Origin of the sequence: Mycobacterium simiae (assembly GCF_010727605.1) — a bacterium.
In the GTDB taxonomy this organism is placed as follows: Bacteria; Actinomycetota; Actinomycetes; order Mycobacteriales; family Mycobacteriaceae; genus Mycobacterium; species Mycobacterium simiae.
This window is the reverse complement of the sequence record NZ_AP022568.1, coordinates 304,667-318,995: the sequence shown is the minus strand read 5'-3', so window position 1 is coordinate 318,995 and position 14,329 is coordinate 304,667. Positions and strand designations below refer to the sequence as shown.

Here is a 14,329-nt window from a genome sequence, read left to right as displayed (position 1 = left end):
AAGGATCTCAGCATGGCGAAACTGGTGTCGGTCAACGTAGGCAAGCCGAAAGATGTTTCTTGGCAGGGGCGCACAGTCCACACCGGGATCTGGAAAGCCCCGGTAGCCGGACCCCGCATGGTTCGCCGACTCAACATCGACGGCGACGGCCAAGGCGATTTGGACGGCCATGGTGGAGAAAACCGCGCCGTGCTGGTGTATCAAGTCGCCTCCTATGACCACTGGGCCGCCGAACTTGGCCGCGACGACCTGAAACCGGGTGCGTTCGGGGAAAACTTCACCGTCGACGGACTCCCCGACGACGAGGTGTGCATCGGAGATCGCTACCGCATCGGTCAGGTCGTCGTGGAAGTCACCCAACCGCGGGTCACGTGTTATCGCGTCGGTATCCGGATCGGTGAGCCACGCATGCCGGCGCTGCTCGTTTCGCATCGGCGCCCGGGTTTCTACTGCCGCGTGCTCACCGAAGGTGAAGTCGAGGCCGGCCAGGTCATCGAGAAGATCGCCGCCGGACCCGAAGGGGTCACCGTGGCCGAAATCGACGCGCTGCTCTACCTGCCGGGCCATCCGCGCGACGCACTGCAGCGCGCGCAACGCATTCCGGCGCTGAGTCCCGGATGGAAGCGGTCGCTGCAGCAGCTACTGGATCAAGGCCCGGGCACGGCCGAGACGACCGGCAACAGCGGCCTGACGGGCACCAACGTGCCGCCGCCGGCTTGGCCGGGCTTCCGGGGACTGCGCGTGACCGCCACGCACGACGAAAGCCAGAGCGTGCGCTCCGTTTCGCTGGGTGACGTGGCAGGCGCGCCGCTGCCGCAGTGGTTGCCCGGCCAGTCGATCACGGTGCGCCTTCCGGCCGGACCCAACGGGGAATCCCTCATCCGCAACTACTCATTGTCGAACGAGCCCGGCGCCGGCACGTATCGAATCAGCGTCAAACGTGAGCCCCGTGGCACCGTCAGCTCGTACATCCACAGCCACATCCGGCCTGGCGATATCCTCGACGTCGCGGCCCCGCGCGGCAGTTTCTATCTCGATGACGGCCAAGAACCACTGGTCCTGTTGTCTGCGGGAGTCGGTGTGACGCCGGTGCTTTCGATGCTGCACATGCTGGTGAAGACCGGATCGAAACGACCCGTCTGGTGGGTGCACGGGGCGCGCGACGGCGAGGAACACCCATTCGCCGCGGAAGCCCGAGAGCTGCTCGAAGCGTTGCCCAACGGGCAGTCACACGTCTTCTACAGTCGCCCGGCGGCCACCGACCGCCGGGGCGTCGACTATGACGAACCGGGCCGGGTCACCGTCGACCAGCTCCGCGCCCTGGCGCTGCCGGGCAATGTGCAGGCATTCGTGTGTGGCCCCGACCTGTTCATGGACCAGATGGGCGAGGCGCTCGCGGCATGCGGTATCGACCCGGCGCATGTTCATACCGAGAAATTCGGTGCCCGGGCCGCCCTCACACCCGGTATCGCCGCTACGGCTGCGAAGGCACCGCATGTACCGGAAGGGCCGGTGGGACCGGGACCCGAAATTCAATTCGCGCGCAGCGCGTTGGCGGCGCAATGGGCGCCCAGCTACGGAAGCCTGCTCGACTTCGCCGAAGCCTGCGACGTACCAACCCGATGGTCCTGTCGCACCGGCGTCTGCCACAACTGCGAAACTGCGCTGTTAGCCGGGCAGGTCCGGTATACCCTCGACCCCCTCGAACCGCCTGCCCAGGGCAACGTCCTCCTGTGTGTTTCGACGCCGTCGGACAACGTGGTACTGGATCTCTGAAAACCCGCATCGGGTCCCGGCCGAATTTGTCGCCGAAAGGTGATCACAGTGATCGGAGATTGCCGCTTGTTCCGGGCCCGCTTGTGCGTCAGGCTTGTGCCGACAGGATACGCGGAAAGTTCACTGCCAGAACGTTTTTAGCGTGCAGTTGTTCTCGCGGTGCCCCCGCGGTCAACGGTGCCGTTCACCAAGGAAACGAGCGAAACATGGAACGCCAAGATCTGGACCGGTTCGTCTACTCTGCGACCCCCGGGTATGTGGAGAGCGACGTGCGGAGGGCATTCCACGATGCCGTGCCCCTGCGGACCGTGGTCACCTACTGTTACGACCCCCGCGCTGCCGAGATTCCGTTCCAACTCGCGAAGTTTCTGACCGGCGAGGTGTATCCGGGGGACGTGGTGTACGACCGCGACGGCAAAAAGGCGGGCTCCACCTCGACGATTTTCCCGGTGGTGGTGGCGGGCGGCCGCGCCGTCGACGCCCTACGGTCTATCACGATCGCCCACCATCTGTTCGGCCTGGAACGGGTCGTCGTCGTGCACCACACCAACTGCGGGACAAGCAGTTTCACCAGTCAGGGGCTTCTTGATGCCTACAAGCTGGAACAGGGCATCGACATCGATGGCGTTTACGAGTCGCAGAGTCTGGCCATCGATCACCTGACTTCCACGCTGCGCCATGACGTCGAGCTAGTGCGGCGCTCGCCGGCGGTCCCGGCGTCGGTGGAGGTGGTCGGCTACGTCTATGACATCGACGCCGATGCATTCGTCGGTGACATCGCCGTCACGGCGGCTCAGAAGTAGCGATCAGCTGGGCGCCCGAGCCGGGGCCGATGACGCCGCCTTGGCGGTCGGAAGCAAGACGTTGCCGCAATCGACGATCTAGACCTTCTTAGACTGTCTGCGTGCGTCTAGTCTTCGCCGGAACTCCCGAACCGGCGCTGCCCGCGTTGCGCCGCCTCATCGACTCGCCCCGCCATGACGTGGTTGCCGTGCTGACCCGGCCGGATGCCGCCTCCGGGCGGCGCGGCAAGCCGGAACCATCGCCGGTGGCCCGCGAGGCGCTCGACCGCGGCCTCCCGGTGCTGCGGCCGTCGCGCCCGAACTCACCGGAGTTCGTCGCCGAGCTGGCCGAGTTTGCACCGGACTGCTGCCCGGTGGTGGCCTACGGCGCCCTGTTGCGTGACGAACTGCTCGCGGTGCCGCCGCGCGGCTGGGTCAACCTGCACTTCTCGTTGTTGCCGGCGTGGCGGGGCGCGGCACCGGTCCAGGCCGCCATTGCCGCTGGCGACCCGATCACCGGGGCGACGACGTTTCAGATCGAACCCAGCCTCGACTCCGGCCCGGTCTACGGCGTCGTCACCGAAACGATCCAAACCACCGACACCGCCGGGGACCTGCTTGAGCGACTTGCAGTTTCGGGCGCCGCACTGCTGTTGGCCACACTCGACGGCATCGAGGACGGAACCCTGACGCCGCAACCGCAGGCGGCCGACGGAGTCAGCATCGCGCCGAAAATCACCGTCGAACAGGCCCGGGTGCGCTGGGACCTGCCGGCGTCGGTGGTGGAGCGGCGGATCCGGGCGGTCACACCCAATCCCGGTGCCTGGACGATGATCGGAGACCTGCGGGTCAAGGTGTGGCCGGTGCAGATCGACACCGAGGCCCCGGAGCCCTTGCCGCCCGGCGTAATTCAGGTGGACCGCAAATGCGTGCGGGTTGGTACCGGGTCGGAACCGGTGCGGCTGAACAAGATTCAGCCGCCCGGCAAGAAGCTCATGGACGCCGTCGACTGGGCACGCGGGGCGCGCCTGGACCCGGCCGCACGGGCCTCATGAGCCCGGCCTCCAACCAGCGCCGGCCTGGGCCGCGACGGCGCAAGCCGCTGGATCCGGCCCGGGCCGCCGCGTTCCAGGTGCTGCGTGCCGTCAGCGAACGGGGCGCCTATGCGAACCTGGCGCTGCCGGCGCTGCTGCGCGAGCGCGGCATCAGCGGCCGCGACGCGGCCTTCGCCACCGAGCTGACCTATGGGACCTGCCGTACCCGCGGACTGCTCGATGCGGTGATCGGCGCCGCCGCCGGACGCGCACCGGAGTCGATCAATCCGGTGCTGCTCGACTTACTCCGGATGGGGACCTACCAATTGCTGCGCACCCGTGTCGACGCACACGCCGCGGTTTCCACCACAGTGGACCAGGCTGGACTCGAATTCGATTCGGCTCGTGCGGGTTTCGTCAACGCCGTGCTGCGCACCATCGCAGGACGGGACGAGAAATCCTGGCTGGACGAGCTGGCCCCGGACCCGGCGCGCGACCCGATCGGGCACGCCGCGTTCGTGCACGCGCACCCGCGCTGGATCGCCCAGGCCCTCGCAGACGCGCTCGGCGTGCACGCTACCGATCTCGATGCCGTGCTGGCTAGCGACGACGAGCGGCCGCAGGTGCACCTGGCGGCCCGCCCCGGGGTGCTGAGCGCGGCGGAGCTCGCCGACGCGGTCGGGGGCAGCGTCGGCCGCTACTCGCCGTATGCGGTGTACCTGCCGAGTGGCGATCCCGGGCGGCTGGCGCCCGTGCGCGACGGCCAGGCCCTGGTGCAGGACGAAGGCAGCCAGTTGGTGGCCCGCGCGCTCACCCTGGCGCCGGTCGACCGCGACACCGGACGCTGGCTCGACCTCTGTGCCGGGCCGGGCGGGAAGACCACGTTGCTGGCCGCGGTGGCCGCCGAGCGCGGTGCGCGGGTCACCGCCGTCGAACCGTCGCAGGCTCGGGCGGACCTGGTGACCGCGAACACCCGCGGCTTGGACGTCGACGTGCGCCGAGTCGACGGTCGCGAGAGCGGTCTGCGGCCCGGTTTCGACCGGGTGCTCGTCGACGTGCCTTGTACCGGGTTGGGGGCGCTGCGCCGGCGGCCCGAGGCGCGCTGGCGCCGTCAGCCTTCCGACGTGCCGGCCCTGGCCAAGCTGCAGCGCGAGCTGCTGGCCGCCGCGATCGCGTTGACCCGTCCCGGCGGCGTGGTGCTTTATTCGACGTGCTCGCCGCATCTGGCCGAGACGGTCGGGGTGGTGGCCGACGCCCTGCGCCGGCATCCGGTGTCCGCCTTGGATACCCGGCCGCTCTTCGAACCCGCAGAGGCCGGTGACGGACCCTACGTGCAGCTGTGGCCACACCGCCACGGCACGGATGCGATGTTCGCCGCGGCGCTGCGCCGCGAAGCGGGGGAGTGACGGGCGGGTGAGCGTCGATCGTCAGTAGTCTTGCGCACATGGCTGGCAGCACCGGAGGACCCCTGATAGCGCCATCGATCCTGGCCGCCGATTTCGCCCGGCTCGCCGATGAGGCGGCCGCCGTGAACGGCGCCGATTGGCTGCACGTCGACGTCATGGACGGTCACTTCGTGCCCAACCTGACTATCGGGCTGCCGGTGGTGGAGGCCCTGCTGGCCGCCACGCCGATTCCGATGGACTGCCATCTGATGATCGACAACCCCGACCGCTGGGCGCCGCCCTACGCCGAGGCGGGCGCCTATAACGTCACATTCCACGCCGAGGCGACCGACAACCCGGTCGGGGTGGCCCGTGACATCCGCGCGGCCGGTGCCAAGGCTGGCATCAGCGTCAAGCCGGGCACCCCGCTAGAGCCCTATCTGGAAATCCTGCCGCAGTTCGACACCCTGCTGATCATGTCGGTCGAGCCCGGCTTCGGTGGTCAGAGCTTCATTCCCGAGGTGCTCAGCAAGGTCCGCACCGCACGCAAGCTGGTCGATGCGGGGGAGTTGACGATTCTGGTCGAAATCGACGGCGGCATCAATGCGGACACCATCGAGCAGGCCGCCGAGGCCGGCGTCGACTGCTTCGTCGCCGGTTCCGCGGTCTACGGCGCCGAGGATCCCGAGGCGGCGGTGAAGGCACTCCGGCGGCAGGCCCGCGCCGCATCGCCGCACCTACGCCAGTGAGCGGTCAGCCTGTCGAAAGTCTGGACGCCGCAATGCGTTTGGCGATCGAACAGTCGAACCAGGTCAAGGGCCGTACCTATCCGAATCCGCCGGTCGGGGCGGTGATCCTGGACGCGGGCGGTCAGGTCGTCGGCGTGGGCGGCACCGAGCCCACCGGAGGCGACCACGCCGAGGTGCTGGCGCTGCGCCGCGCGGGCAGCCTGGCGGCCGGTGGTACCGCGGTGGTCACCCTTGAGCCGTGCAACCACTACGGCAAGACGCCGCCGTGTGTGGACGCGCTACTCGCGGCCGGCCTCGCGACCGTCGTCTACGCCGTCACCGACCCGAACGAGATCGCGGCCGGCGGCGCGGCCCGGCTGTCCGCGGCGGGGGTGACCGTGCAGTCCGGCGTGCTGGCCGACGACGTCGCTCGCGGCCCGCTGCGCGAATGGCTGCACAAACAAAGAACCGGCTCGCCGCATGTCACCTGGAAGTACGCCAGCAGTCTCGACGGTCGCAGCGCCGCCGCCGACGGCACCAGCCAGTGGATCTCCAGCGAAGCTTCCCGACTGGATCTGCACCGCCGCCGCGCCGCGGCGGATGCGATCATCGTCGGAACCGGCACCGTACTGGCCGACGATCCCGCATTGACCGCTCGGCTGCCCGACGGGTCCCTGGCGGACAAGCAGCCGCTGCGCGTGGTGGTCGGCACCAGCGAAATATCGCCTGAGGCAAAGGTTCTCAACGACGATTCGCGCACCATGGTGATCCGCACCCGCGATCCGATGGAGGTGCTCAAGGCGCTGTCGGACCGCACCGACATCCTGTTGGAGGGCGGTCCGACGCTGGCCGGTGCCTTCCTGCGCGAAGGTGCCATCGACCGGATCCTGACCTACGTCGCACCGATCCTGTTGGGCGGCCCTGTCACCGCCGTCGACGACGTCGGCGTGCCCACCATCACGCGGGCGTTGCGGTGGCGCTTCGACGGGGCCGATCGGCTCGGGCCGGATCTGCTGCTGAGCCTGGTGCCGCAGAGCGGCTGACTAGCGCTCGCCCAGCGCGACGGCCTCTTGCGGGGGCAGCGCGGGCTCCTCGGCATGATGCTTGCGGCTGCCGAGCAGCAGACCTAGCAGCGCACCCACCACGCAGATCACGACGGTGGCCGCGAAGATGTCGCCGTACATCATGGCGAACGCCTTCAGGTACAGCGTGGCCTGGGCGGCGACCCGTTCGAACAGGGTCGCGTCCGGCGAGATCTTGGCCGACAGTCCCGCGATGATCTGGTTGAAGCGGTACAACCCCCAGGCGCTCAGTGCCGCAACACCGATCAGCATGCCCGTCATCCGGGCCACCACGACCGCGGCGGACGCGATGCCGTGTTGGGCCGAGGGAACAACCCGCAGGGCTGCCGAGGTGAGCGGTCCGATCACCAACCCGAGTCCCAGGCCGGCCACCAGCAGATCCGTGTGCACCAGGGGCAGGCTGACGCCGAAGATGTCGTGATGCTGGCTCATCACGTCTTGCCGCCAATAGTGGATCAACCAGTAGCCGTAGGCCGCGATCAGCAGCCCGAGGAACGTCATGGCGCGGTCGCCGATCCGGGTCGCGATGAATCCGCCCAGCACCGCTCCGATCGGCAGCGCAATCAAAAACCACAGCAGCAAACCGGCTGCCGCGGTCTGGTCCATCTGCAGCACGCCCTGACCGAACAGCTCGACGTTGACCAACGTCACCATCAGTGCCGCACCGGCGCACACCGAAGCGCCCAGCGCGGACAGGAACGGCCTGAAGTGCACGCCGGTGGGGTCGATGAGCCGGGTCCGCGAGAAGCGCTCCCAGAGGATGAACAGCACCCCGACGACGGCGGCACCGATCACCAGCGGCAGTCCGTAGCTGGGCAGGATCGTCTTGCCGTCCGGCTGCGGGTTGTACAGCCCGATGACCGCCAGGCCCAGCGCGATGGCCAGCAGCACCCCACCGACGACGTCAACCTTTTCCGGTTCGTCGACCTGCTGATGCGACGGCAGGCTGAATTGGATCGCCACCATGGCGAGCAAGGTCAGCGGCACGTTGATCCAGAAGACGTACTGCCACTGGTGGAACACCCAGACGATGAAAATGCCGTACAGCGGACCCAGCACGCTGCCGAGCTCCTGGGCGGCACCGATGCCGCCCAGCACGCTGGCGCGGTTGCGCTGCGCCCACAAGTCGGCGCCCAGGGCCAGCGTCACCGGCAGCAGCGCGCCGCTGGCGATGCCCTGGACGGTGCGACCGGCGATCAGCAGGTGGAAGTCGCCCCAATGCCCGGCCAGCGCGGTGATCACCGAGCCGATGATGAATAGCGCCAGGCTGACTTGCAGTACCAGCTTGCGGCCGAAGCGGTCCGACGCCCGGCCCAGCAACGGCATCGCGGCGATGTAGCCCAGCAGGTACATCGTGATGATCCAGGTGATGCGCTGCAGCTGGTTGATCGGGATGTGAACGTCGCTCATGATGTCGCGCATGATCGTCACGACGACGTAGGCGTCCAGGGCGCCCAGCAGCACGGCCAGGCTGCCGGCGCTGATCGCGATTCCGCGTCCTGCTCGCATGCTCATCAGCTCACCGGAGGCTTGGTGACGGTGACCGGCTTACCCCAGTCCGACAGCGTCACCTGGACCGAATTGCCTTGGCTCTTCTGCAGATTGGCTTGGACCAGCTGGTGGTCGCCGGTCTCCTGAATCCAGACGGTGGCGGGCATGGGCTGCGTCGCGCTGAGCGATGGGATGATCTTGTTCACCGCGTCGGGTGCGACATTGCCGCTGATCTTGATCGTGGTCTGGCCGTTGATCGTTTCGCGATCCTCAGCCTTGGCGTTGGTGAAGTTTGCCAGCACGTTGCCCAGGCCGTCGTCCGGGCTCAACAACACCGAGACGTCGTAGACGTCGGAGGCCTTACCGAAATCGCTCCACTTGTTCGGCGTCAGCGTGGCGTACAGCACCGAGTCGTAGACAACGAAGTTCGCGTCGATGTCGGAGCCCGCCATCGACAGCTGCGCGTTGCCCGAGGCCGCGGTGCTCGGCGTGGTGGTTAGGTCGCCGGTCAGCTTCTTGATCGGCAGTCCGGGAATCTTGCCTTCGGTCGTCAGCACCAGGTGCACACTCTTGACGGTCTTGGTGGTGTCGGCGGATTGCTTGACCAGAGTCGTGGCGTCGGGCAAGGGGCCGCCGTTGTTCTTCGAACCCGACGAGCAACCGGCGAGCACGGCGGTGGTAAGGGTCAGGGAAGCGAGGACGGCCGTGAGTCGGCGGCGTGTCTGCATACCGTGCATCGTAGAGGGTCTCATTGACCGGGCTGGGGGACGCGGGGCCTGCTCGGCCGCTCACGGGGGTCGCGTGATCGCGCGGTCGTGGCCGTTCACCAGGCAAAGCGCCGGCGAATTAGCCTGGTGGAATGTTCACCGGAATTGTCGAGGAACTCGGAGAGGTGACCGGCCGGGATGTCCTCACTGATGCAGCGCGCCTGACCATCCGCGGGCCTGTCGTCACCGCCGACGCCGGCCACGGCGATTCGATAGCAGTCAACGGTGTGTGCCTGACGGTCGTCGAGCTGCTGGCCGACGGCCGGTTCACCGCCGATGTGATGGCCGAAACCCTGGACCGGTCCAATCTCGGCGCGCTAGACGTCGGAAAGCGGGTGAATCTGGAGCGTGCCGCGGCGGTCAACAGTCGGCTGAGCGGCCATATCGTGCAGGGACACGTGGACGGCACCGGCCACGTCCTATCCCGCACGCCGTCGGAGCACTGGGAAGTCGTGCGCATCGAAGTCCCGTCGTCGATCGCCCGCTATGTCGTAGAGAAGGGGTCGATCACCGTCGACGGGATCTCCCTGACGGTCTCCGCCCTCGGCACCGAACCCCGAGACTGGTTCGAGGTCTCCCTGATCCCGACCACCCGCGAACTGACCACGCTGGGGCACGCGCCGGTCGGGACCAAGGTGAACCTCGAAGTCGACGTGATCGCCAAATATGTCGAACGGCTCCTGACCGTCCGAGACCAATGAGGGTCACCGCCGTGGTTGCGGCCGCCACCCTGATGGGGATCGCGATGCTGGCGGGCCGCGGTATTGCCACCGCTGACGCATCCGAGGAGAAAGAGGCCTGCCAGCTGATGGATGATCCGTCGGGGCGCGACGCGGGCTATCAACCCGTCGAATACGCATTCATGGTGCTGCGCGGGAAGATGTCGGCCGGGGACGCGCGCAACGTCATCTCCCTGGCCGCGCAGGACTTCTGCCCCAACCACATCATCGATTTGCCGGCCAGCTGGCGATGACGGACCCGGAGTTGACGTCGCTGGCCCCGGCTGGGGTGCCGAGGCAAAAGATCACAGTTTCATAACGATAGTCACAATCGCACTACACCATGGCGACACGCCTGTTCTAAATCCCCACGCAACCCTTCGCAGGTACATACTCGATCTCAGAGGCCGGCCGCACCATTTCAGCGAAGGAGCAGCAGAAATGTCCGTCGAAAGGTTGGCCGAGGCTGTCTATGAAGACCTCGCATTCGAAGCGGTGGCGACGCTTGCCGGCCGGAAGGCCGAAGCGCAATCACGGGCAGTGTGGAGCAAAGAAGTCAACGACACCACGTTGACGATCGTTGAGCACAGCGTGCGCGATCACACGAGCTACGAGTTGGTCGGCGACGACGGCCGCGACGTATCGCTAGGACGGTATTCCACTTATCCCGCCGTCACCGCCGCCGTCAGTCGATGGACGCACTACATCGAGGCCGGCGGTTCGGTCGGCCGTTGGTTGGCCCACTACGCAGTCGACTGTGCCGGCGGGCAAGTGATCCAGATGCCGGTGCGGCGCACCGTCTGACTGTCGCAACTACCTCGCGACACTTCGCTGGTCACATCCGCCGCATGGGCCGCATAGCCCCGTCCCGCGCTCAAAACACCTGCTGACGACGTACCACCCACGACGTGGAAGGCCCCCCACCGCCTGAGTCGGCCGAGTCTCGGCCGAGACAATGGACGCTGCTATGAACGCCGCGCCACCCGCTAACGTCGTCCTCGATGTGGTGCCGAAAGCCGCGGCAATAACACTGCGCTCCGCGTGGTTCATACTTGATGCAATACGCGGGCTTCGCGTGTTGCTCGGTACGACAGCAAGGCAGCGCAGATGACGAGGTTGGACTCCGTCGAGAGGGCGGTTGCCGACATTGCGGCCGGGAAAGCCGTGGTCGTCATCGACGATGAGGAACGGGAGAACGAGGGCGACCTGATCTTCGCCGCCGAAAAGGCGACGCCGGAGATGGTGGCCTTCATGGTGCGCTACACGTCGGGCTACCTCTGCGTGCCCCTGGACGGCGCCATCTGCGACCGGCTCGGCCTGCTCCCCATGTACGCGCTCAACCAGGACAAGCACGGGACCGCGTACACCGTCACCGTCGACGCGCGGCTTGGCGTGGGCACCGGGATCTCAGCCTCCGATCGCGCCACCACGATGCGACTGTTGGCCGATCCGGCCAGCATCGCCACCGATTTCACCCGTCCCGGCCACGTGGTTCCGCTGCGCGCCAAGGATGGCGGGGTCCTGCGCCGACCCGGCCACACCGAGGCCGCCGTCGACCTGGCCCGGATGGCCGGTCTGCAGCCCGCGGGCGCGATCTGCGAGATCGTCAGTCAAAAGGACGAAGGCGCGATGGCCCAGACCGACGAGCTGCGGGTCTTCGCCGACGAGCATGACCTCGCGCTGATCACCATCGCCGACATCATCGAATGGCGCCGCAAGCACGAAAAGCACATCGAGCGCATCGCCGAAGCACGGATCCCGACCCGGCACGGCGAGTTCCGGGCCATTGGCTACGCGAGCATTTACGAAGACGTCGAACACGTTGCGCTGGTCCGCGGCGACATCGCCGGACCCAACGGCGAGGGTGACGACGTGTTGGTGCGGGTGCACTCCGAATGCCTGACCGGAGACGTGTTCGGCTCACGGCGATGCGATTGCGGACCGCAACTCGACGCGGCGATGGCGATGGTCGCCCGCGAGGGACGCGGCGTGGTGCTGTACATGCGTGGCCACGAGGGACGTGGTATCGGCTTGATGCATAAGCTGCAGGCCTACCAGCTCCAAGACGCCGGCGCGGATACCGTGGACGCCAACCTCAAGCTCGGATTACCGGCTGACGCAAGGGATTACGGGATCGGCGCCCAGATACTGGTGGACTTGGGTGTGCGCTCGATGCGGCTGCTGACCAACAATCCGGCCAAGCGGGTGGGGCTCGACGGGTACGGGTTGCACATCATCGAGCGCGTTTCCCTACCGGTGCGGGCCAATGCGGAGAACATCCGCTACTTGATGACCAAGCGTGACAGGATGGGGCACGACCTCGCGGGCCTGGACGATTTCCACGAATCCGTCCATCTGCCAGGCGAATTCGGTGGCGCTTTGTGAGCACCCGGCGGGCCGGGCAAGCGGCGCAAATGAGTCGCGCCGCGACGATGCAGAACGAAGTGATGTGGGGGTACCTCCCGCTTGCGGGGGAGAGAAGCGGCGCAAATGAGTCGCGCCGCGACGATGCAGAACGAAGTGATGAGGAGAAGCGGCGCAAATGAGTGGAGCCGGCATACCCGACCTGGGGGAGCTCGACGCGTCCGGTTTGCGGCTCGGCATCGTTGCCAGCACCTGGCACAGCACAATCTGTGATGCGCTGCTGGCCGGCGCCGAGCGCGTGGTCGCACGGTCGGGGGTCGACAACCCGACCGTGGTGCGGGTGCACGGTGCGATCGAAATTCCGGTGGTAGCCCAGGAACTCGCCCGCAATCACGACGCCGTCATCGCTCTGGGAGTCGTGATCCGTGGCGGCACACCGCATTTCGAATACGTTTGCGACGCGGTGACGCAGGGTTTGACCCGGGTGTCGCTGGACGCGTCGACACCGGTCGCCAATGGGGTGCTGACGACCAACACCGAAGAGCAGGCATTAGATCGAGCGGGGCTTCCGACGTCCGCGGAGGACAAGGGCGCGCAGGCCGCCGGTGCCGCGCTGACCGCCGCGCTGGCCTTGCGTGACCTGCGCGCTCGGTCGTGACCCGGCCGTCGGCCGGCGCGGACTGGGATGCCGAACTACGTCCGCATTGGACGCCGATATTCGCTTATGGGGCAGCGTTTCTGATCGCCGGGGCGCACATCGCTGTCGGCGTGGTGCTCAAAATCAGCTCCAGCGGGGTGGTCTTCCAAACCGCGGATCAGGTCGCGATCGCCGTCCTGGGTTTGGTCATCGCCGGGGTGGTGTTGTTGTTCGCCCGGCCGAGGCTGCGGGTGGGCAAGCCCGGTCTTTCGGTACGAAACTTGTTGGGAGACAGATTGCTCCCGTGGTCGGAGATTGTCGGCGTGTCGTTTCCCGCCGGCAGTCGCTGGGCGCACATCGATCTGCCCGACGACGAGTACATTCCGGTGATGGCGATCCAGGCCGTCGACAAGGACCGGGCGGTCGCCGCGATGGACACCATCCGGTCGCTGCTCGTTCGCTATCGCCCCGACCTCGAATCGAGCTGACGCCGCGCGGTCCCACATTGTCGTAGGATCGCCCGATGGCACGGCATTTGTGGGGCATTGCTGCATCGGTCTTGATCGCAGCGGCGTTGTGCGGGTGCACCACATCGGTCAGTGGCCGGGCCGTCCGCGCGCCCGGACAATCCCCGTCGGCTAGTCCAAGATCTGTTTCGCCGGCTTTCGCCCCGATTCCGGCGCGCGATTTGCTGCTGCAGGACGGGGACAGCACGCCGCTGGGCCCGGCGACGGCGATGCCGGTGGGCGCCACCTACTTCACCAGCGTCACACCCCCGGAGTGCGGGGCGGCGCTGTTGTTCAAGGGTTCGCCACTGCCGCCGCCCCGCTCCGCCGATCACGCCGAGTCGTCATATCAGCTCGCCGGCCCCGCCCTGTACGCCGAATCCATCGACAACTACGACAAGAAACTCAACCCGCACGAGGTGGTGTGGAAGAGCTTTGGCGCCGTGTCGAAATGCCGGGCCGCCGCGGTTGGCCACAGCCCACAGGGAGACTTTCAGCCGATGCGGCTGAGCCACTTCACCATCGCCTCCGACGGCGTACTGGTGTGGACGATGACCCGCGCGGACTGGACCTGCGACTACGGGCTGGTCGTGCTTACGCGGACGGTCTTACTAGCGTCCGTGTGCGACGCCAAAAGCGGGTTTCCGATGGCCGAGTGGGCTTCGAAGCGGCGGGCCCAGCTCGACAGCCGAACCACCTGACGCTCGCTCAGTAGTTTTTGCAGTCGATCATCATCTGGCGAAATATCGGGAAGGCCTGGTCGGCGCCCGGGTTGTTCTGAATCGCCTTCAGCAGATTCAGCCGCTCATCCGGCGTCGATGCCATGAACTGCCGCAGGAATTGCAGGTTGGGCGGCGACTGGTCGAGGTACTGCGCGGCCATCGGATTTTCCGCGTGCACGGCACGCATGGCCTGGTCGTAGGTGCAGGTGGTGTTCACCATCGGGCCGACATCGGGGGTTGCCGACGCAACACCAATACCAGCACTTAACGACAACGCCAAACAACCAACCCCCACGGCCAGGCCGGCCAACGGTCGTTTGCTCATGTGAAAGCTCC

16 protein-coding genes are annotated in these 14,329 nt (G+C 67.0%); 13 read left to right on the top strand and 3 right to left on the bottom strand.

Going from position 1 to position 14,329, the window contains the following annotated elements; genetic code table 11:
* The first annotated feature begins 12 nt into the window (after positions 1–12).
* The 6 genes from G6N33_RS01300 (at position 13) to ribD (ending at position 6,748) form a co-directional block, all read left to right on the top strand.
* Complete coding sequence (locus G6N33_RS01300) at positions 13–1,776, top strand: MOSC and FAD-binding oxidoreductase domain-containing protein (protein WP_044511345.1); 1,764 nt, start codon at positions 13–15, stop codon at positions 1,774–1,776.
* 206 nt (positions 1,777–1,982) lie between these two features.
* Positions 1,983–2,579 carry a carbonic anhydrase gene (locus G6N33_RS01295; RefSeq protein WP_044511347.1) on the top strand — a complete coding sequence of 199 codons (597 nt, stop codon included), beginning with the start codon at positions 1,983–1,985 and terminating at the stop codon, positions 2,577–2,579.
* Between the two features lie 101 nt (positions 2,580–2,680).
* Entirely contained in the window at positions 2,681–3,613 is a 933-nt protein-coding gene (gene fmt / locus G6N33_RS01290) for a methionyl-tRNA formyltransferase (protein WP_044511349.1), read from the top strand.
* Entirely contained in the window at positions 3,610–4,998 is a 1,389-nt protein-coding gene (locus G6N33_RS01285) for an RsmB/NOP family class I SAM-dependent RNA methyltransferase (RefSeq protein ID WP_044511350.1), read from the top strand. Before fmt ends, G6N33_RS01285 begins: the two co-directional genes overlap by 4 nt.
* A 38-nt stretch (positions 4,999–5,036) precedes the next feature.
* Positions 5,037–5,726, top strand: coding sequence for a ribulose-phosphate 3-epimerase (gene rpe, locus G6N33_RS01280; RefSeq protein ID WP_044511352.1), 690 nt, complete (start codon positions 5,037–5,039; stop codon positions 5,724–5,726).
* A 32-nt stretch (positions 5,727–5,758) separates the two neighbouring features.
* Positions 5,759–6,748, top strand: coding sequence for a bifunctional diaminohydroxyphosphoribosylaminopyrimidine deaminase/5-amino-6-(5-phosphoribosylamino)uracil reductase RibD (gene ribD, locus G6N33_RS01275; protein WP_044511353.1), 990 nt, complete (start codon positions 5,759–5,761; stop codon positions 6,746–6,748).
* Here the strand turns inward: ribD and G6N33_RS01270 are convergent, their stop codons facing one another.
* Positions 6,749–8,296 (bottom strand): MFS transporter, encoded by a 1,548-nt coding sequence (locus tag G6N33_RS01270; protein ID WP_101528812.1) that lies wholly within the window; start codon positions 8,294–8,296, stop codon positions 6,749–6,751. It abuts the gene before it with no gap.
* Positions 8,297–8,301: 5 nt separating this feature from the next.
* Entirely contained in the window at positions 8,302–9,006 is a 705-nt protein-coding gene (locus G6N33_RS01265; protein ID WP_044513282.1) for an LppX_LprAFG lipoprotein, read from the bottom strand.
* 131 nt (positions 9,007–9,137) lie between these two features.
* On the opposite strand from G6N33_RS01265, the gene G6N33_RS01260 reads away from it, so the two are divergent.
* The 7 genes from G6N33_RS01260 (at position 9,138) to G6N33_RS01230 (ending at position 13,972) form a co-directional block, all read left to right on the top strand.
* On the top strand, positions 9,138–9,746 hold the full coding sequence (locus G6N33_RS01260) for a riboflavin synthase (RefSeq protein WP_044511357.1): 609 nt from the start codon (positions 9,138–9,140) through the stop codon (positions 9,744–9,746).
* On the top strand, positions 9,743–10,018 hold the full coding sequence (locus tag G6N33_RS01255; protein ID WP_044511358.1) for a hypothetical protein: 276 nt from the start codon (positions 9,743–9,745) through the stop codon (positions 10,016–10,018). The genes G6N33_RS01260 and G6N33_RS01255 overlap by 4 nt, the downstream gene beginning before the upstream one ends.
* 187 nt (positions 10,019–10,205) lie before the next feature.
* Positions 10,206–10,568 carry a hypothetical protein gene (locus G6N33_RS01250; RefSeq protein ID WP_044511360.1) on the top strand — a complete coding sequence of 121 codons (363 nt, stop codon included), beginning with the start codon at positions 10,206–10,208 and terminating at the stop codon, positions 10,566–10,568.
* 303 nt (positions 10,569–10,871) lie between these two features.
* Entirely contained in the window at positions 10,872–12,149 is a 1,278-nt protein-coding gene (locus G6N33_RS01245) for a bifunctional 3,4-dihydroxy-2-butanone-4-phosphate synthase/GTP cyclohydrolase II (RefSeq protein WP_044511362.1), read from the top strand.
* 157 nt (positions 12,150–12,306) lie between these two features.
* Positions 12,307–12,786 (top strand): 6,7-dimethyl-8-ribityllumazine synthase, encoded by a 480-nt coding sequence (ribH, locus tag G6N33_RS01240; protein ID WP_044511364.1) that lies wholly within the window; start codon positions 12,307–12,309, stop codon positions 12,784–12,786.
* Positions 12,783–13,253 carry a PH domain-containing protein gene (locus tag G6N33_RS01235; protein WP_044511366.1) on the top strand — a complete coding sequence of 157 codons (471 nt, stop codon included), beginning with the start codon at positions 12,783–12,785 and terminating at the stop codon, positions 13,251–13,253. The genes ribH and G6N33_RS01235 overlap by 4 nt, the downstream gene beginning before the upstream one ends.
* Positions 13,254–13,288: 35 nt before the next feature.
* Positions 13,289–13,972: a sensor domain-containing protein gene (locus G6N33_RS01230; RefSeq protein WP_044511368.1), complete on the top strand. Its 684-nt coding sequence runs from the start codon at positions 13,289–13,291 to the stop codon at positions 13,970–13,972.
* Positions 13,973–13,979: 7 nt separating this feature from the next.
* Here the strand turns inward: G6N33_RS01230 and G6N33_RS01225 are convergent, their stop codons facing one another.
* The gene (locus tag G6N33_RS01225) at positions 13,980–14,318 is read right to left on the bottom strand and encodes a hemophore-related protein (protein ID WP_044511369.1); all 339 of its coding nucleotides are present in this window, start codon (positions 14,316–14,318) and stop codon (positions 13,980–13,982) included.
* Between the last annotated feature and the right edge of the window lie 11 nt (positions 14,319–14,329).